Source organism: Kribbella flavida DSM 17836, from assembly GCF_000024345.1.
Classification (GTDB): Bacteria; Actinomycetota; Actinomycetes; order Propionibacteriales; family Kribbellaceae; genus Kribbella; species Kribbella flavida.
On the sequence record NC_013729.1, the window covers coordinates 2,415,533 to 2,434,867 of the forward strand.

The 19,335-nt window shown below is 72.1% G+C and carries 14 protein-coding genes; 11 read left to right on the forward strand and 3 right to left on the reverse strand.

Annotation, left to right across the window (positions count from 1 at the left end; translation table 11 throughout):
* Window positions 1-79: 79 nt before the first annotated feature.
* Window positions 80-2,632: a S8 family peptidase gene (locus KFLA_RS11450; RefSeq protein WP_012919947.1), complete on the forward strand. Its 2,553-nt coding sequence runs from the start codon at window positions 80-82 to the stop codon at window positions 2,630-2,632.
* A gap of 235 nt (window positions 2,633-2,867) precedes the next feature.
* Here KFLA_RS11450 and KFLA_RS35505 read toward each other — a convergent pair whose 3' ends face one another.
* The 3 genes from KFLA_RS35505 to KFLA_RS11465 are packed head-to-tail and all read right to left on the reverse strand — an operon-like array spanning window position 2,868 to window position 6,007.
* Complete coding sequence (locus tag KFLA_RS35505) at window positions 2,868-4,283, reverse strand: GNAT family N-acetyltransferase (protein ID WP_012919948.1); 1,416 nt, start codon at window positions 4,281-4,283, stop codon at window positions 2,868-2,870.
* Between the two features lie 3 nt (window positions 4,284-4,286).
* On the reverse strand, window positions 4,287-5,165 hold the full coding sequence (locus tag KFLA_RS11460; RefSeq protein ID WP_012919949.1) for a prephenate dehydratase: 879 nt from the start codon (window positions 5,163-5,165) through the stop codon (window positions 4,287-4,289).
* 26 nt (window positions 5,166-5,191) lie between these two features.
* Window positions 5,192-6,007 (reverse strand): lysophospholipid acyltransferase family protein, encoded by an 816-nt coding sequence (locus tag KFLA_RS11465; RefSeq protein WP_012919950.1) that lies wholly within the window; start codon window positions 6,005-6,007, stop codon window positions 5,192-5,194.
* Between the two features lie 226 nt (window positions 6,008-6,233).
* Here KFLA_RS11465 and KFLA_RS11470 point away from each other — a divergent pair, with 226 nt between their 5' ends.
* From KFLA_RS11470 to KFLA_RS11510, 10 genes are all read left to right on the forward strand, one after another.
* Window positions 6,234-8,558 carry a M64 family metallopeptidase gene (locus KFLA_RS11470; RefSeq protein ID WP_012919951.1) on the forward strand — a complete coding sequence of 775 codons (2,325 nt, stop codon included), beginning with the start codon at window positions 6,234-6,236 and terminating at the stop codon, window positions 8,556-8,558.
* Window positions 8,559-8,832: 274 nt separating this feature from the next.
* Window positions 8,833-9,660 carry a TIGR03936 family radical SAM-associated protein gene (locus tag KFLA_RS11475; RefSeq protein WP_012919952.1) on the forward strand — a complete coding sequence of 276 codons (828 nt, stop codon included), beginning with the start codon at window positions 8,833-8,835 and terminating at the stop codon, window positions 9,658-9,660.
* A 143-nt stretch (window positions 9,661-9,803) separates the two neighbouring features.
* Window positions 9,804-13,163 carry an Rne/Rng family ribonuclease gene (locus KFLA_RS11480; protein ID WP_012919953.1) on the forward strand — a complete coding sequence of 1,120 codons (3,360 nt, stop codon included), beginning with the start codon at window positions 9,804-9,806 and terminating at the stop codon, window positions 13,161-13,163.
* A gap of 158 nt (window positions 13,164-13,321) precedes the next feature.
* A complete protein-coding gene (rplU, locus tag KFLA_RS11485; RefSeq protein ID WP_012919954.1) occupies window positions 13,322-13,639 on the forward strand; it encodes a 50S ribosomal protein L21 in 318 nt (105 codons plus the stop codon).
* An 11-nt stretch (window positions 13,640-13,650) separates the two neighbouring features.
* Window positions 13,651-13,911 (forward strand): 50S ribosomal protein L27, encoded by a 261-nt coding sequence (gene rpmA, locus KFLA_RS11490; RefSeq protein WP_012919955.1) that lies wholly within the window; start codon window positions 13,651-13,653, stop codon window positions 13,909-13,911.
* A gap of 112 nt (window positions 13,912-14,023) precedes the next feature.
* Window positions 14,024-15,610: a GTPase ObgE gene (gene obgE / locus KFLA_RS11495; protein WP_012919956.1), complete on the forward strand. Its 1,587-nt coding sequence runs from the start codon at window positions 14,024-14,026 to the stop codon at window positions 15,608-15,610.
* 3 nt (window positions 15,611-15,613) lie between these two features.
* Window positions 15,614-16,726, forward strand: a complete 1,113-nt coding sequence (gene proB, locus KFLA_RS11500; protein ID WP_012919957.1) for a glutamate 5-kinase — start codon at window positions 15,614-15,616, stop codon at window positions 16,724-16,726.
* A gap of 45 nt (window positions 16,727-16,771) precedes the next feature.
* On the forward strand, window positions 16,772-17,071 hold the full coding sequence (locus KFLA_RS37390; protein ID WP_148256609.1) for a hypothetical protein: 300 nt from the start codon (window positions 16,772-16,774) through the stop codon (window positions 17,069-17,071).
* Window positions 17,072-17,207: 136 nt separating this feature from the next.
* Window positions 17,208-17,984 carry a hypothetical protein gene (locus KFLA_RS11505; RefSeq protein ID WP_012919958.1) on the forward strand — a complete coding sequence of 259 codons (777 nt, stop codon included), beginning with the start codon at window positions 17,208-17,210 and terminating at the stop codon, window positions 17,982-17,984.
* Between the two features lie 63 nt (window positions 17,985-18,047).
* Window positions 18,048-19,292 carry a glutamate-5-semialdehyde dehydrogenase gene (locus KFLA_RS11510; protein ID WP_012919959.1) on the forward strand — a complete coding sequence of 415 codons (1,245 nt, stop codon included), beginning with the start codon at window positions 18,048-18,050 and terminating at the stop codon, window positions 19,290-19,292.
* Window positions 19,293-19,335 lie beyond the last annotated feature (43 nt).

Here is a 19,335-nt window from a genome sequence, read left to right on the forward strand (position 1 = left end):
CTGTTTCCGACCCGGCCGAAATGTTCGGCCGGGTGGCCGGACATGAAGAGGTGAGGAGCCGACGACGAAGGAGAGACGCGTGCGGACAAGACGATGGGTGCTCGCCCTGCTGGCCCCGGCGCTGCTGCTGGTGCCACTGCCGACCCAGGCCGCCGAACCGGCCGCACCGGTGGCCACCCCGGACAAGGTGGTCACGCTGATCACCGGCGATCAGGTCGTGCTGCGCGGCGGTGATCGGGACCGGGTCTCGATCGTCCAGGCCGCCGGGCGTGAGCAGGTCGGCTTCGAGAGCCGCCGGACCGCCGAAGAGTGGACGGTGATGCCGTCGGACGTCCGGGCCGCCGTGCAGAGCGGGCAGCTGGATCGCCGACTGTTCGACCTCGACCTGCTGGTGCGCGACGGGTACGACGACGCCGCCCGCGGCGACATCCCGGTGCTGGTCACCGGCTCGACGGTCGCGGCGCGGGAGGCCACGACGGTCCGCGCGCTGAAGTCCGGTACGGCGCTGTCGGTGCCGAAGGCGAAGGCCGCCGGGTTCCTCCAGCAGTTCGGTGTCCAGGGCATCGGCCGGCAGACGGCGACCGGAACGAAGATCTGGCTGGACCGGACGCTGCACACGTCGCTCGACCACAGCGTCCCGCAGATCGGCGCCCCGGCCGCCTGGCAGGCCGGCTACACCGGCAAGGGCGTCACCGTCGCCGTGCTGGACAGCGGCATCGACAGCACGCACCCGGACCTGGCCGGGCAGGTCGTCGCCGCCAAGAACTTCACCGCCGACCCGGCCGCCGACACCGGGGGACACGGCACGCACGTCGCCTCCACCATCGCCGGCAAGGGAACGAACGGCCACCGGGGTGTCGCCCCGGACGCGAAGCTGCTGGACGGCAAGGTCTGCGACGATTTCGGGTACTGCTCGGAGTCGACCGTGCTGGCCGGTGTCGAGTGGGCGGTCGCGCAGCAGGCCAAGGTCGTCAACCTCAGCCTCGGTGGTCCGGCCGGTGACGAGACCGACCCGCTCGAGCAGGCCCTCGACCGCTTCACCCGAGAGGCCGGCACGCTGTTCGTCGTTGCTGCAGGCAACAACGGGCGTGAGGTCGAGTCACCCGGTACCGCGGCGTCGGCGCTGACCGTCGGCGCGATCGACGCGGACGAGAAGCTGGCCGACTTCTCCGCCCCCGGCCCGGGCCGGGGCGGCGCGATCAAGCCGGACCTCACCGCACCGGGCGTCGGGATCGTCGCCGCGCGGGCCGGCGGCTCGCACCCGGAGGAGCCGGTCGGCGACCGGTACGCCAAGATGTCCGGCACGTCGATGGCGACTCCGCACGCCGCCGGGGCGGCCGCGCTGCTCGCGCAGCAGCACGCCGGCTGGAAGGCGCCGGAGTTGAAGGCCGCGCTCACCTCGACCGCCAAGGCCAACCCGGAGCTCACGCCGTACCAGCAGGGTTCCGGGCGGGTCGACGTGGCGCGGGCGGTCGGGCAGTCGGTGGTCGCCGCGACGACCAGTGTGTCGTTCGGGACGGCGCGCTGGCCGCATGCCGACGACCAGCCGGTGACCCGGCAGGTGACGTACCGCAACTTCGGCAGCACGCCGGTCACGCTCGACCTGCGGGCTGAGCTGAAGGCGGGCAGCAGTCCGGCTCCGGCCGGCGCGCTACGGCTGAGCGCTGAGCGGCTCACTGTCGCCGCCGGTGGCGAAGCTTCGGTGCAGATCGTTTCCGACACCACGCACGCCGGGCCCGACGGCCTCTACACCGGGCGGCTCCTCGCGACCGCTGGTGCGCAGCAGGTCGTTGTGCCGCTGGTGGTCGACAAGGAGGTCGAGAGCTACGACGTGGCGGTGACCACGCTGGGCGCGGACGGCAAGCCGGTCCCGGCGGGGCAGGCGTTCGTGTCGTTCGCGCGGCTGGACAGCTGGGAGCCCTTCGACGGACGGGACGTGACCCGGCTGCCGAAGGGCAAGTACGTGCTGGACGCCACCGTCTTCGGGCCGGCCGGCCAGCACTACCGGATCGTGCAGCCCGAGTTCGACGTACGCCGGGACGCCGCCGTCGTGCTGGACGTCCGGACGGCGAAACCGGTGAAAGTCAGCGTGCCGCGGGCGGACGCCCGCGGGTTCGTCTCCTTCTTCGGCTACCAGCGCAGGACCGCCACGGGCGGCGAGATGTCGACCTGGAACCTGCAGCCGCTGGGCGACCAGCTGTTCCTCGGCCGGCTCGGACGCCCGGTCCCGAACGAGCAGTTCAAGGCCTTCCTGGTCTCCTACCTGGGCCGCCTCGCCCCGGACGGCTCGCTGGCAGGCAGCCCGTTCGTCTACGGCCTGGTCGACACCCGGCGCGGCCAGTTCTTCGACGGGTTCCGCCGTACGATCCACTCGGACCGGCAGCTCGCGCACGTCGTCGCGCAGTACCGCGGCCCGGCCGGCACGGAGGACTCCTGGCGCCTCGTCGGCCGCCAACCCGGCGTCGACACCATGCCCATCGGCGCCCCGGTCACCCTGCCGCACACCGTCCACCAGTACCTCGAACCCCGCACCAACTGGCAACAGGCCTTCGCCGACGAAACCCGCGAACCCCGCCAGTACAAACCCGGCACCACCACCACCGAAACCTGGACCCACCCCACCCCCAGCTAACCTGCCCCCCGCCCGCTCTTTCGGGGGATAACCCGCCAAATGCTGGGTCCACCCATCGCATTCGGGTGGGTGGACCCACAACTTGGCGGGTGAACCCCTGAACGTGCGGGACCGAAGCGTCGCGTCCGGGGTGTGCTCGGCGCCGGCGGGGAGCCCCGGGGGATGGGACGTGCGGTCAGCGGGCCTGGCCCAGACGCCGTGGCGCTCCACCCCCGGCGTCTCGCGGGTTAACCCGTCAGACGCAGGGTTGGCCCAGCAGAATCCGGTGGGCCAACCGTTTGCCTGGAGGGTTAACCCACGCGACGCGGGGTGGGCCCAGCAGATTCCGGTGAGGCGACCACTCGTCTGCGGGGTTAGCCCGCGAGGTGCAGGGTTGGCCCAGCGGATTCTGGGGGGCCAACCAATCATCTGAAGGGTTAACCCATCGGAGCGGGCTGCCGGGCGGGTGAGGAGCGGGTGGGGGAAGGGGGCAGGTGGGGGGTGAGGTGCGGAGCCAGAGGTCCTGGCGTTCGACCACGCGGAAGCCGAGCTGCTGGTTCACCGCGAGCATCGGGTGGTTCGCCTCGGCGTTCCAGGTGTGGACCGTGCCGGGGGCGTCGCGCGCCGAGCGGGTCGCCGCCTGCAGGTTCGCGGCCTTGAGCGCGATTCCGAGCCGCCGGCCCCGGTGCTCGCGGCGTACGAGTGTCGACCGCTGCTCGAACTGCCCCGGCCGCGTCGGGGTCCCGGCGAGCTCCGTGAACCCCACCAGCACCCCGCCCGCGGCGGCGACCGTCGTCCATCCGGTCCGGCCGTGCTCGCGCCGATGGGCTTCGGCCGTGCGCAGCCGTTCGACCGTCCAGCGCTTCGGTTCGATCGCCAGCTCGTCGAGCGGGACCTCCTGATCCACCAGGCCGAGCAACCCGCAGTACTCGTCGACGTACTGCGCCGGGCACGCGTCCGGCCAGCTGATCAGCTCGTACTCCCGGTGGTACGGCGCCGCTTCGGCCGCGAGCGCTTCCAGACGGTCCGTGGGCAGGTCGAGAACGAGGTGCAGCGCGGAGTACTGGCGAGTGAAGCCGTGCGCCTCGGCGAAGGCCGGACCCGGGACCGGGCCCGCGGCGGCGTACGGGGTGAAGGTCTCGCCGAGTACGACGGTGCGGTGGTCGGCGGCGGCCTGCTGGCGTACGGCGTCGAGCAGGAGCGTGCCGGCGCCTCGACGACGGGCCGACGGGAGAACGGCGAGGTCAGCGACGAGCAGATGCCGGTTCTCGGACTGGGAGAAGGTCAGCCAGGCAGCTCCGACCACCCGCGAGCCGTCGACACACGCGAAGCACGCGAACCGGTACTCCGGCGGTGGATCCCGCAGCAACGTCTCCGCCTCGGCCCGAGGGAGCAGCGTCGGGAACTCCCGCAGCGAAGCAACCTCCTCCAACACCGCGTACGCCGAAGCCAGGTCGACGCGGCCCACCACGGATGCCGCCGACGGGTCGACGCCGGGCGTGGCGGGTGCCGCGTCGCTACCAGCCGACGGGATGTCGCCGGCCGTCGCCAACGGGTCGGCGCCGTTCCCCGCGGGCGCCGCCGAGGCGCCGCCGCCGTCCCTCGCCGGTCCCGCCGACCCCTCGCCGTACACCGCCGACGGGTGGCCCGGGGTGACGCGGGTGACCCGCATCGGTCAGTGGTGGGGGCGGAGGGCGCGGTTGGCGGCCGGTTCGGCGATGCGGTCGCGGAAGGGGTGCGCGGGGTAGACGCCGAGCAGGCGGACCTCGACCGAGAAGAAGGCGAGCTCCTCCAGCGCGAGGGCGACGTTCGGGTCCTCGGGGTGGCCCTCGACGTCGGCGTAGAACTGGGTGGCGAAGAAGGTACCGCCGAGCTGGTAGCTCTCCAGCTTGGTCATGTTGACGCCGTTGGTGGCGAACCCGCCGAGCGCCTTGTACAGCGCGGCCGACACGTTGCGGACCCGGTACACGAAGCTGGTGATCACCGGACCGGACCCGACCGGCGGCACGTCCGGCTCGCGGGACAGCACCAGGAACCGGGTGGTGTTGTGGTGCTCGTCCTCGACGTCCGAGGCCAGGATGTCCAGCCCGTAGAGGCCGGACGCGGCCCGCGGGGACAGCGCCGCGACTGTCGGGTCCCCCAGCTCGGAGACCTCCCGGGCGGCCCCGGCGGTGTCGTCGGCGACGACCGTCGACCAGCCGTGCTCGCGGATGATCTTGCGGCACTGGCCGAGCGCGTGCACGTGGCTGCGCACGGTCCGGATCGAGTCGAGCGTCGTGCCCGGCACACCCATCAGCTGGAAGTGGATCGGCAGGAAGTGCTCGCCGACGATGTGCAGCCCGGACTCCGGCAGCAGGTGGTGCATGTCGGCGACCCGGCCGGCGATCGAGTTGTCGACCGGGATCATCGCCAGCGCGGCCCGGCCGGTGCTGACCGCCTCGAGCGCGTCCTCGAACGTCGTGCAGGGCAACTGCTCGCGGTCGGGGAACATCTCGGTGCACGCCATCGCCGAGTTGGCGCCTGGCTCACCCTGGTACGCGATCGGTCCGTCCACGTCGTCCAGCGTAGACCCCGGCTGTCTCAGCTCCCGGATGAGGTGTCCGACTTGCGGACCTTCTTCGGGGCGCCGGTGACCGCCCGGCCCTCCAGCTGCTTGGCCTTGGTGGCGTACATGTCGACGTACTCCTGGCCGGACAGCTCCATGATCCGGTACATGATCTCGTCGGTGACCGCGCGCAGGATCAGCCGGTCGCCCTCCATCCCGTCGTACCGGGAGAAGTCCAGCGGCTCGCCGAACTTGACCGTCGGGGAGGCCAGCGACGCGACCACCTTGCCGGGCGGCGCGACCACGTCGGTGCCGATCACCCCGCACGGGATCACCGGGACCTTCGTCTCCAGCGCCAGCCGGGCCACGCCGGTCCGGCCCTTGTACAGCCGGCCGTCGTGCGAGCGGGTGCCCTCGGGGTAGATGCCGAACAGCTCGCCGCGCTCCAGCACCTTCATCCCGGCCCGGATCGCCCCCTCGGACGCGGACCCGCCGGAGCGGTCGATCGGGACCTGCCCGGTGCCCTTGAAGAAGCCGCGCTGGAACCGGCCCTTGAGTCCGGCCCCGGTGAAGTAGTCGGACTTCGCCACGAAGGTGACCCGGCGGCGGACCACCAGGGGCATGAAGATCCAGTCCGCGTAGGACAGATGGTTGCTGGCGATGATCGCCGGGCCGTGGTCGGGCACGTGCTCGGCGCCCTCGACCTTCGGCCGGAACAGCCGCTTGACTGGCGGGCCGATCAGCACGTTCTTCAGCAGCCAGTAGATGCCCTTGCCGTCACCGTCGCCGGCCTCGTCCACCGGGTGGTCGCGGTCCGGTTCGGGCCGCGGCGACTGTGCCGGTTGCGTCATCGATGTCCTCTCCTCACGAACCCCCGAGGACTCATGATGCCGTACGACGCCCGCTGACGCCGTACGGCGCCGTTGTGCCGCCGGGTCGCGGCGGCTGCCGGCCCGTCGGGCGATCACGAACGGCGCGCGGCAACCGCTGACAAGGAGGCCAGGTGGTTCGTAGGCTTCTCACGGCGGGCTCCGAACGGGCCACGTCGGGGGCGCCCGGAGCAGGAGGGCCGCAGTTGTGAGGACTGGTTTCAGGGTGCGCCGGCTGACGGCGGTGCTGGGGGTCGCGGCGGCGGTGTTCGCCGGTCTGCCGCTCGCGGTCGCGACGGCGGCCGGAGGAGGCACGGCCGCCGGTACGACGAGCGCCGCCGCGGCGGCGGAAGCGACGGTCGTCCCGCTGCAGGTCACCGGGCCGGCGACGTCGCGGTTCAACCTGGTGGTGATGGGCGACGGCTACACCGCCGCCGAGCTGCCGAAGTTCCGCGAGCAGGTGGACAAGCACCTGAACGTGCTCTGGAGCATCGAGCCGTTCAAGTCGTACCGCAACTACCTCAACGTCTACGCGCTCGAGATCCCGTCGCCGCAGAGCGGAGTCGACTGCGACCCGGGCCTGAGCTCGCCGAAAGTCGACACCCCGCTGCAGATGGGCTTCTGGGGCGGCTGCAACCCGGCCAGCGTGCAGCGCCTGCTGACGGTCAGCGCGACCGCCGCCGCGCAGTACGCCGACCTGGTGGCCGGGACCAGCTCCGCCAACCGGCAGATTCTTGCCATCGGCAACAGCGACACGTACGGCGGGGCGGGCGGCAGCTATGCGACCGCGTCCGGCGGCAACGCCCTGTCGGCGCTGATCACGCCGCACGAGCTCGGCCACTCGCTCGGCGGTCTCCAGGACGAGTACGACTACTACGCCCGCGGCGAGCGCGGTGCGCCGTACGTCGGTGGGGAGCCCAGCTCGATCCACCACACCGTGCTCACCGAGCAGGAGATGCTGGCGCAGCAGCGCAAGTGGTGGCGCTGGCTCGGGGAGGAGAGTGAGAGCGGCGGCCGGATCGGCCGGTACGAGGCCGGCCAGTACGCCGGGTCCGGGATCTGGCGGCCCAGCCGGCACTCGATGATGAAGGTGCTCGGCTACTACTTCGACCAGGTCTCCCGGGAGCGGATGACGCAGCGGATCTCGTCCCGTGCGACGCTCTTCCAGGGCAGTACGCCGCCCGGCGTGGTCAGCGCCGACCAGGTCCTCTGGCTGCAGACTCTGCACCCCGCGAGCCACGAGCTCGACGTCACCTGGACCCTCGACGGCACCGTGCTGGACACCGCCAACAGCCGCGCGCTGGATCTCGGCGCCCTCGAGCTCACGCCCGGCACGCACGTGGTGACCGCGAAGATCGTCGACCCGACCGAGTTCGTCCGTGACCCGGCCGTGCGCGCCTCGGCCGCCCTCACCGCGACCCGCACCTGGACGGTCGACACCACCCGGCCCGCGCCGCCGGCCCAGTCCGTCGGCACCACCTTCACCACCTCGACCGCCACCGATCACCCGGTCAACGCGGAGGAGGTCGTCTACGCCGAGACCACGCAGTCCGACACGGCCCAGCCGGCGGTCACGTGGACGCTCGACGGGGTGCCGGTGGCGAACCCGGGCAACGACCGCGACTTCGACCTGGAGCCGTTGAAGCTGACCGGCCGGCACACCCTGACCGCGACGGTCGGCGCCGACACCCGGACCTGGACCGTGGACGCCGTGCAGGCCGAGGTGACCGCGACGCTGTCGAAGCCGCTGCTGACGGTGCACAAGCCATCCGGACCGGAGTACATGTACAACGACGCGTTCACGATGAAGCTGGCTGCGACCGACGACAGCCCGGGGTACGTCGTGCCGGAGTTCCGGGTCAACGGCGACGGTTGGTACAACTACTACGGCTGGCCGACCGACGCGGACGCGCCGTTCCGGTTCACCGCCGAGGGCACCGAGATCGACCAACTCGTCTACGGCAAGCTCGGGGTGCCGCGAGTGGTGCCGTGGGACGACGTGCCGCCGGGCTACGGCCGGCACCAGGTCGAGTACCGCGCGATCGATGCTTCCGGCAACATCGGCGACGCGCGCCGGTTCGCGGTCACGCTGCTGCGGCCGGCTCCGGCCTGCACCAGCACTGTGACCGGCGTACGGAACGGGCCGCTGGTCGTGGCGAGCGGGGTCACCTGCCTGCAGGGCGCGACGGTGAACGGCCCGGTCACGGTGCGCGCCGGGGCGTCGTTGGTGGCCACGGACACCCGGATCGTGGGCCCGGTGCACGCGTCGCGCGCGGGTGAGGTCCACCTGCTCCGCAGTACGGTCAACGGGCCGGTGTCGCTGGAGGGGACGACGGGGGCGGCGGTGGTGGTCGGCAGCACGGTCAGCGGGCCGGTCTCGGTTGTCGGCGCCCGGACCGCGGAGCCCGTCGTACTGGCGGGCAATACGGTCAACGGCCCGCTCGCTTGCTCGGGCAACACCCTCGCGCCCGGCAACTTGCAGGCTCCGAATCAGGTCGCCGGGCCACGCTCGGGCCAGTGCGCCGGCCTCTGACCTCGTTACCAGGACCTCCGAGTTACCAGGACCTCCGACCTGTACTTCAGACCCCGGCCGGCGCGACGATCCCGCGCCGGCCGGGTCCACCTGACCAGCCGACTGGTCCCGGCCGACCCGCAGATCGGCCGACCGTCGATCGGCCGACCCGCCGGCCGGAGCGGCTGTGAACGGCGTCTGTGTGACTTGAGTCACTTCGCCCGGCCGGGGCCGGTAGGTCCGACCGTCCGGCCGAGATGTGAAGTCCCGGCCCGGAGGCTGTCAGAATGCGAACGTGGCACCTGTTCAAGCTCCGCCGTCCCAGCAGCTCCCCGCGGTCCAGAAGCTGCGGGTCCGCTTCGCCAAGCGCGGGCGGCTGCGGTTCACGTCGCACCGCGACTTCCAGCGCGCCTTCGAGCGGGCGGTCCGCCGCGCGGAGCTCCCGGTCGCGTTCTCGCACGGCTTCAGCCCGCACCCGAAGATCTCGTACGCCGGGGCCGCACCGACCGGGGCCGCCTCGGAGGCGGAGTACCTGGAGATTTCGCTCACACACCAGCGCGACCCCGATGTGGTCCGCGCAGCGCTCGACGAGGCGCTGCCGACCGGCCTGGACGTGCTCGAGGTGGTGACCGCGACCGGGGGTTCGCTCGCCGAGCAGTTGGAGGCCAGCGAGTGGCAGATCGCGCTCCCGGGCGTGGATCCGGCCGCCGCGGCGAGCGCCGTCGAGGCGTTCCTGGCGCGGGAGGAAATTCTGGTCGAGCGCATGACCAAACGAGGGCTTCGGTCGTTTGACTGTCGGGACGCCGTTCTCCGACTCACCGTCGGTAGTGAACCGGTGCCGGTTGCGACGTGTGCGATACTGCAAGTGGTGTTACGGCACGGAACCCCGGCCGTGAGACCCGACGACGTTCTCGCCGGCGTGCTCGAAGTAGCGACGCTTCCGGTGACGGGCCCGGCTCTGCTGACCAGGCTCGCCCAGGGCCCGCTCATCGCGGCCTCCGGCACAGTGGACGATCCGCTCGCTCGTGACCGCGACGCCAACCAGGCGACCGCGACCGGCCAGGCGGTCGACCACGAGACGCATCCAGCGGAGGGCGCCGTCGCCGCTCCGACTGTGCCCTGAAGCGCAGGGGAGCGGGACCCCAGCAGGCTTCCGCCGTGCCGGCTCCCCGCCGGTAGCGGCGAACCGTGACCGCCGTCTGGGCGCGCCGGACCCGTGACAGGGGTCGCAGGATGCGCCGGAGGGCCTGAGGAGACCCGCACTGCATGCTCGACAACGAGCCGAACACGACTGAGGCGGCCGACGTGGCCGCCACCGACCAGCCGGCCCGCAAGGCCGGCGCGCGAAAGACCGCCGCCAAGAAGACGGCCGTCAAGAGCAGCACGCCGCGCAAGCGCACGGTCAAGAAGGCCGCCGCGTCCGCCGCGGAGCCGGCCGAGGCCGCCGTGGTGAGCACCCAGTCCGACGCCGAGGCCGCCGATCCGGCGCCCGCCCCGGTGAAGAAGACCGCCGCCCGCAAGACCGCGGCCAAGGCGCCGGCCAAGAAGGCGGCCGCCAAGACCGCGGCCAAGCGCACGGTGAAGAAGACCGCCCGGAAGGCGACCGGCCAGGACCCCCTGCCCGAGGACACCGCCGCCGAGGCCACCCCCGAGACCCCCGCCGACGGCGGCCCGGTCGTCGAGGCCGCGCCGGAACCGGCCAAGAAGACCACCCGCCGCCGCACCACCAAGAAGTCCGCGGCCCCCCAGCCCGACCTGCTCACCCCCGACTCCCCTCTGACCGACGGCCCGGTGGCGGACGCCGAAGAGGATGAGGACGCTCAGTCCGAGGACACCGCCGCCGAGACCGACGACACGTCCTCAGCCGGCGACGACCAGGCCTCCGTCACCACGAGTGCTCCGAAGTCGATCACCACCACCGGCACCTCGTACGTCTCCCTCGGCGGCCCGTCCTCCAGCACCCCCACCGCTGAAGAGACCCCCGAAGAGACCCCCGAGGCCCCGACCCGCCGCTCCCGCCGCCGCGCCCCGGTCGCCGCCCCGATCTTCCAGGCCCCGGTCGAGGTGGCCCCCCAGGCCGCCTCCACCAGCCCGGTCGAGGCCACGCCGGAGGCCGAGGCCCCGCGCAAGCGCACCCGCAGCCGCCGCGGTGCCGCCGCCGACGCCGCCCCGGTGGCCGACGCGCAGGCTGCCGACGAGCTGACCGACGGACCGGGCACCGCGGCGGACACCGACGAGCAGCCGAGCACCAGCCGGCGCCGCCGGAGCCGTCGTGGCCGCGACGCCGAGGAGGTCGCCGCCGACCGCGCCGAGCCGGTGCTGGAAGCAGCCCGTGAGCTGTCCGCCGACGACGCCACCGTGGCCGACGTCGACGTCGAGGCCGAGGCCGACGACTCCGACGGTGACGAGGGTGGCGAGGGCACCCGCCGCCGTCGCCGTCGCCGCGGTGGCCGTCGTCGCCGCAAGTCCGGCGAGGGCGCCGAGGACAGCGCCGACGAGAACGACGAGGACGAGAACGACGACGAGCCGGCCGACGAGGCCGAGGCCGACGCCGAGGACACCGACCAGTCCGAGGACGACGCCGAGGGCTCGGGCAGCTCGTCGCGCCGCCGGCGTCGCCGTCGCCGCCGCAAGGGCGAGGACGCCGCCTCCGCGCCGGACGACCCGGACGAGATCGTGGTCCGGGTCCGCGAGCCGCGCAGCAAGAACACCGCGAACGAGATCACCGCGGTCGAGGGCTCGACCCGGCTGGAGGCGAAGAAGCAGCGCCGCCGCGAGGGCCGCGCCGCCGGCCGCCGCCGCGCGCCGATCGTCACCGAGGCCGAGTTCCTGGCCCGGCGCGAGTCGGTCGAGCGGGCGATGGTGATCCGCGCCCGCGGCGACCTGACCCAGATCGCGGTGTCCGAGGACAACGTCCTGGTCGAGCACTACGTCGCCCAGGAGGAGCAGGTCTCGCTGATCGGCAACGTGTACCTCGGCCGGGTGCAGAACGTGCTGCCCAGCATGGAGGCCGCGTTCATCGACATCGGCAAGGGCCGCAACGCCGTGCTGTACGCCGGTGAGGTCGACTGGAACACCCTCGGCGGCGGCAACGGCCCGCGCAAGATCGAGTCGGTGCTGAAGTCGGGCCAGGCGGTCCTGGTCCAGGTGACCAAGGACCCGATCGGCCACAAGGGCGCCCGCCTGACCAACCAGATCAGCCTGCCCGGCCGGTACGTCGTGTACGTGCCGCGCGGCGGCAACGGCGGCATCAGCCGCAAGCTGCCCGACACCGAGCGGAGCCGGCTGAAGGGCATTCTCAAGGACATCGTTCCCGACGAGGCCGGCGTGATCGTGCGCACCGCGGCCGAGGGCGCGACCGAGGAGGAGCTGACCGCCGACGTCAGCCGCCTGCAGGCGTACTGGGAGGACATCGACAAGAAGTCGAAGTCCGGCCAGGCGCCGCAGCTGCTGCACGGTGAGCCGGACCTGCTGATCCGGGTCGTGCGCGACCTGTTCACCGAGGACTTCGCCAAGCTGGTCATCTCCGGCGACGACGCCTTCGACCAGGTCAGCGAGTACGTCTCGGCGGTCGCGCCGCACCTGGCCGAGCGGGTCGCGAAGTGGACCGGCGACGGCGACGTGTTCGCGAACTTCCGGATCGACGAGCAGATCAAGAAGGCGCTGGACCGCAAGGTCTGGCTGCCCTCGGGCGGTTCGCTGATCATCGACCGGACCGAGGCGATGACGGTCGTTGACGTGAACACCGGCAAGTTCACCGGTTCCGGCGGCAACCTCGAGGAGACCGTCACCAAGAACAACCTGGAGGCGGCCGAGGAGATCGTCCGCCAGCTGCGGCTGCGCGACATCGGCGGCATCATCGTGATCGACTTCATCGACATGGTGCTGGAGTCGAACCGCGACCTGGTCCTGCGCCGGCTGGTCGAGTGCCTGGGCCGGGACCGGACCAAGCACCAGGTCGCCGAGGTGACTTCGCTGGGCCTGGTCCAGATGACCCGCAAGCGGATCGGCACCGGGCTGCTCGAGGCGTTCGGCGAGAACTGCGACCACTGCGGTGGCCGCGGCCTGATCCTGCACGACGAGCCGAAGGAGTCCCGCCGCCGGCAGGACGGCCGCGGTGGCGCGGAGCAGAAGAACGGCCACGACCACAAGAACGGTACCGGGGACGGCGAGGGCAAGAAGGGCTCCCGCCGCAACCGTGGCAAGGGCCGCCGCGACGACGAGCACACCGAGACGCCGGAGCCGGTCCAGCACAACAGCGACGCCGCTCAGCGCCTGGCGCAGATCGCCGCCGCGACGGTCAACGGCAACGCCGGCAACGGGCACGGTACGTCCGAGCCCGCCACCGAGCCCGCCACCGAGGCTCCGGCCGCCGAGGACCGCGGCAACGGCCCGGCCGACCGGACCGATGGTTCGGCCGGATCCGGCGCGGAGGCCGGCGCTGACGCCGGGACCGGCGAGGCGACGGCCGAGCCGACCGACGCCGCCGAGCCGAACGGGTCCTCCCGCAGCAGCCGCCGCCGGCGGAGCAGCCGGAGCCGGTCGAAGTCCGCCGGCGACGAGGGCGGTTCGGCGCCGGACAGCGGTGGCGAGGCGCCGGTGGAGCTGGTGTCCAGTGGCCGCTGACCCGATTATGAGTTCGCTCCGCTAGCGTAGTAAACTCAACAGTCGGTGCGCGTCACGCGTACCTCCTTTATGTGTGGACGGTGTGACTTTGTGAGGGACGCCCCTCCCAGTCACCAGGTCCGGTAAGACTTCCGAACAAACAGAGAGTGAGATCCACGGTGTACGCGATCGTGCGCAGTGGCGGCACCCAGCAGAAGGTCGCCGTCGGCGATGTCATCGAGATCGACAGCCTGACGGACCAGGTCGGCGACACGGTGTCGCTGTCCGCAGTCCTCGTCGTCGATGGCGACACCGTGACGACCGATGCCGCCGCTTTGTCCAAGGTGGCCGTGTCGGCCGAGGTCCTCGGCCGTACCAAGGGCCCGAAGATCCACATCCTCAAGTACAAGAACAAGACCGGTTACCGTAAGCGCCAGGGGCACCGTCAGCACTACACCCAGGTCAAGGTCACCGCGATCGACGCGAAGAAGAAGTGAGCTGATCACCCATGGCACACAAAAAGGGAGCAGCGTCGACCCGTAACGGTCGCGACTCCAACGCGCAGCGGCTCGGCGTGAAGCGGTTCGGCGGTCAGCTGGTCAACGCCGGCGAGATCATCGTCCGTCAGCGCGGCACCCACTTCCACCCGGGCACGCTGGTCGGCCGCGGTGGCGACGACACGCTGTTCGCGCTGGCCGAGGGCCGGGTGGAGTTCGGCACCCGTCGCGGTCGCCGCGTCGTCAACATCGTCCCGGCCCCGGCGGAGTAACACCGCCACCCGGCACGTACACAGCTCTGACGAAGGGCGGGTCGCGGAATACCGCGGCCCGCCTTTCGGCTTTGGTAACAGACATTCACCTGCAGGAAGTAGAGAAGAACCGATGGCGATCCCCAGCTTCGTCGATCGCGTCACCGTGCACGTCACCGGTGGCAACGGCGGAAACGGCTGCGCCTCGGTGCACCGGGAGAAGTTCAAGCCGCTCGGCGGCCCGGACGGCGGCAACGGCGGTGACGGCGGCAGCGTGATCCTGCGCGTCGACCCCGACCTGACCACGCTGGTCGACTACCACCGCTCCGGCCACCGCTCCGCGACGAACGGTGCCCAGGGCAAGGGTGATCACCAGGCCGGCAGCAAGGGCGCCGACGTGATCCTGCCGGTCCCGGACGGCACCGTGATCAGTACGCCGGAGGGCGAGATCCTGGCCGACCTGGTCGGCCCGGGCGCGGAGTTCGTCGCGGCGCAGGGCGGCAAGGGCGGTCTCGGCAACGCGGCGCTGGCCAGCTCGGCCCGCAAGGCGCCCGGCTTCGCCCTGCTCGGTGAGGACGGCGAGCAACGCACGATCGTTCTCGAGCTCAAGGTGGTCGCCGACATCGGCCTGGTCGGCTTCCCGAGCGCGGGCAAGTCGTCGCTGGTGGCGTCGATCAGCCGGGCCCGGCCCAAGATCGCCGACTACCCGTTCACCACGCTGATCCCGAACCTCGGCGTCGTCGTCGCCGGTGACACCACGTTCACCGTCGCCGACGTGCCGGGCCTGATCGAGGGCGCCAGCGAGGGCCGCGGGCTCGGCCACGACTTCCTGCGGCACGTCGAGCGCTGCGCCGCGCTGGTGCACGTGATCGACTGCGCGACGTACGAGCCGGGCCGCGACCCGGTCAGCGACCTCGACACGATCGAGGCCGAGCTGAAGGCGCACGGCGGCCTGGAGGACCGGCCGCGGCTGGTCGCGCTGAACAAGGTCGACGTACCGGACGCCCGCGAGATCGCGGAGATGGTGACCGCCGAGCTGGAGCAGCGCGGGCTGCGGGTGTTCTCGATCTCGACCGCCAGCCACGAAGGGCTGGAGGCGCTCAAGTACGCGATGGCCGAGCTGGTCACCGCGCGGCGCGCCGAGCAGGAGAAGCCGGACACCACGCGCATCGTCATCCGCCCGCAGGCGACCGGCGGACCGGAGTTCAAGGTCCGCCAGACCCCCGAGGGCAGCTGGCTGGTGCAGGGCGAGAAGCCCGAGCGCTGGGTCCGGCAGACCGACTTCGCGAACGCCGAGGCGACCGGGTACCTGGCCGACCGGCTGAACCGGCTGGGCGTCGAGAAGGCACTGCTGGAACGTGGCGCGGTCGAGGGCGACGAGGTGATCATCGGCGACGGCCCGAACGCGGTCGTCTTCGACTTCGCGCCGGAGGTCCAGGCCGGTGCGGAGATCCTGGCCCGGCGCGGTGAGGACCACCGGCTGGAGGAGCCGCGCCCGGCGGTGCAGCGGCGCAAGGCGAAGGACAGCGAGTACCACGCCGTCCGGTCCGGCGAGCTGAGTCCCTCCGGCGACCTGTCGGAGTACGGTCAGGGTTGGGTCGACGACGAGGTGGACCTGTCGCCGGCCGAGGCGAAGGCGGCAGCGAAGGCCGCGGAGAAGCTGGCGCGCAAAGAGGCGCGCGAGCAGACCGCGGGACAGGGACCCGATCAGAACGGGTGAGCGATGAAGTCACGCGCGGAGGTCGTCAAGGCCACGCGGATCGTCGTGAAGGTCGGGTCGTCGTCACTGACCCAGCGGGGCCGGATCGACCTCGACCGGCTCCGGCTGCTCGTGGACGCGCTCGCCGCCCGGCGCGTCGACGGCACCGAGGTGGTGCTGGTGTCGTCCGGTGCGATCGCAGCCGGCCTGGCGCCGATGGGACTGCGCTCGCGGCCGCGTGACCTGGCCACCCAGCAGGCGGCCGCGTCGGTCGGGCAGAGCCTGCTGATGGCCCGCTACGGCGAAGCCTTCGCCGCGCACGGCCTCCGGGTCGGCCAGGTGCTGCTGACCGTCGACGACGTGACCCGGCGCAGCCACTACCGCAACGCGTACCGCACGTTCGCGCGCCTGCTGGAACTCGGCGTGGTGCCGATCGTCAACGAGAACGACACAGTCGCCACCACCGAGATCCGGTTCGGCGACAACGACCGGCTCGCCGCACTGACCAGCCACCTGGTGCACACCGACCTGCTGGTCCTGCTCTCCGACGTCGACGGCCTGTACGACGGTGACCCGCGCAAACCCGGAACGACGATGCTGACGGACGTCCGCGGCCCGGCCGACCTGGAGCCGCTGCAGATCGGCCGGACCGGGTCCTCCGGCGTCGGCACCGGCGGGATGCAGACGAAGGTCGAAGCAGCCGGAATCGCCACCGCAGCAGGGATTCCGGTCGTCCTGACGTCGGCGGGCCGGGTCGGCGAAGCCCTGCGCGGTGAACCGGTCGGCACGCTGTTCCACCCGACCGGACGCCGCCGCAAGACCCGCCTGCTGTGGCTGGAACACGCCACCTCGGGGCAGGGCCGGCTCCAGCTCGACGAAGGCGCCGTCCGCGCGGTCACCGAACGCCGTACGTCCTTGCTGCCGGCTGGGATCAGCGGGGTCGAGGGCACGTTCTCGGCCGGCGACCCGGTCGACCTGGTCTCCCCGGCCGGCACCGTCGTCGCCCGCGGCCTGGTCAACTACGACGCCGCTGAACTCCCCGGACTGCTCGGGCGCTCGACCCGGGAGCTCGCGCGGGAGCTCGGCGCGGCGTACGAGCGCGAAGTGGTCCATCGGGATGATCTGGTGCTGCTGTGATGGTGCAGCTCAACGGCGCGAACCTCTTCGTGGCTGTCCCGGCACGTGCGGCTGATCGCGCCGGACCAGCGAGGGGTTCTGCGGTCCGACCCGGTGGGGCCGGACGACCGGCTGGACCTGGACGTCCTGCTGCGGGCGGTGGCGTGCCGGGCGTTGGCCGCGTCGCCGCGCCGACTGACTCCTGAGGACAAGACCTACGAACTGGCCTGGGGACTGGGCGACCGCTTCCAGGACCTGCGGCCGGGTGGTCACCTTCGAGCGGTCCGGTCACTTCCCGCACTTCGAGGAGCCGACCCGGGTACGCCGAACTGCTCGACGCCTTCGTCAACGACCACGCGAGGGTGAGATGTCTGCGCCGTCTGACGCGCGCTTAACCCGGCGCTGGCCGCCGTCGTGCCGCTCGCGCACGCCATCGCGCGATTGCCGCGCCGCCGATGGGTACATCGTCACCAGGGTGATCGAGACCTGGGGGTGACGGGCGATGGCGAAGCGACGCCGGAAGCCGGCGCGGTGGTGGCAGTTCTGGCGTCGCGCGTTCTGGACCCGGCCGGGGCTGGTCGTGCTGTACGCCCTGCTGGTGGGCGCCCTCGGCCTGCTGATCCTGGCGACCGTGCCGGGCGCGCTGGCCGATGCGAGGGGCATGACGAGCGCGGGGGAGTGTCCCCGCTCAGCGGTTCGCCCGGAAGCGGCGGTGGCGGCTCCGCAGGGCTGCCTGGAACGCGTTCCCGTGGTGCTGTCCGGGCCGCACTACTCGCGCGGTCCGGGCAGCGAGTGGTGGCTGGAGGTGGGGGGACGCGTCTACGCCGACGTCGACCTCTCCACAGCTGACAGCCGGCGTCTGGCGGACGGTGACCAAGCAGAGGCGTTGTTCTGGGAAGGTGCTCCGGTCCTGATCGAACCGGAGCCGGGGGAGCGGGTCGAGACCGAGAGCTGGGGCCACAGTGGGTGGCTGCTGTGGCTGTACGTCGGTCTGTTCGCGCTGTCGGGCTTGCCGCTGCTGCTGCAGTCCGCCGTCCTGAAGCGGTCGACCGCGCGCGGCTGGTGGTCCGTCGACGGTGACGAGGTCGGTCTGATCCCGGGAATGACGCCGCTGAACGCCGTCGGCGCTCTGCTCGGCGCACCGGCCATGCTCGGCTTCCTTCCGTTGGCGTTCGGCGGCTCGGTGCTGTGGTCGGTCGTTCTGGCGGCGGCCGGCTTGGCGCTGGCCGTCTTCGCCGCCGTCAAGCTGCTCCGTCAGCGGAGTGCCTCCCTCGCCTGAGCGTTGTCCACAGGCGCTGAGACGGTCGCGCGGGCTGGTCGGCGATCGCCATACCATGAAGGCGTGAGTGAAATCATCGAGCTGTGCCGCCGGGCCCGCGAAGCGTCGTACGCGCTGGCCGCGGCGTCCCGTGCCACCAAGGACGCGGCCCTGCACGCGATGGCGGCGGCCCTGCGGGCGAACGCCGACCGGATCGTCACGGCCAACGCCCACGACGTCACCGCCGCCCGCGAGGCCGGTACGCCGGAGTCGACGGTCGACCGCCTCGCCCTGGATCGGGGCCGGGTGGACGCGATGGCCGCGGGGCTGGAGCAGCTCGCCGGCCTGGTGGACCCGGTCGGCGAGGTCGTCCGCGGCTACACCCTGCCGAACGGGCTGGAGCTGCGGCAGGTCCGGGTGCCGTTCGGCGTCGTCGGCATCATCTACGAGGCCCGCCCGAACGTGACCGCCGACGCCGCCGGGATCTGCCTGAAGTCGGGCAACGCCGTCCTGCTGCGCGGCTCGTCCTCGGCCGCCTCCTCCAACGCGGAGATCGTCGCCGTGCTGCGGGACGCGGTCGTCGAGGCCGGCCTGCCCGCGGATGTGATCCAGGGCGTGCCGGGCGACCGGGCCGCGGTCAAGGAGCTCATGCAGGCCCGCGGGCTGGTCGACGTGCTGATCCCGCGCGGCGGCGCCGGCCTGATCCGGACCGTCGTCTCGGAGTCGACGGTGCCGGTGATCGAGACCGGCGTCGGCAACTGCCACGTGTACGTCGACGCCGACGCGGACCTCGATCTCGCGCTGACCATCCTGCTGAACTCGAAGACCCAGCGGCCGAGCGTCTGCAACGCGGCCGAGTCGCTGCTCGTGCACGCGACGGTGGCCGACGAGTTCCTCGCCGCCGCGCTGCCCGCGCTGGCCGACGCGGGCGTCACGGTCCACGGCGACGACAAGGTTGTTGCGCTCGGCAAGGACGTGGTGCCGGCGACGGACGAGGACCACGCCGCGGAGTACAACTCGCTCGACCTGTCCGCGGCCGTCGTCGACTCGCTGGACGGCGCCGTCGAGCACATCCGCAAGTACAGCTCCGGCCACACCGACGCGATCATCACCCGGTCACAAGCGGCCTCGCGGCGGTTCGTGCAGGCGGTCGACTCGGCGGCCGTGGTGGTGAATGCGAGCACCCGCTTCACCGACGGCGGCGAGTACGGCTTCGGCGCCGAGATCGGCATCTCCACCCAGAAGCTGCACGCCCGCGGTCCGATGGGCCTGCCGGAGATGACGTCCACGAAGTACGTCGTCATCGGCGAGGGCCAGATCAGGACCTGATCATGCCGCGCAGGCGACTCCCGGGCTGACTCGGCCGGCCGGC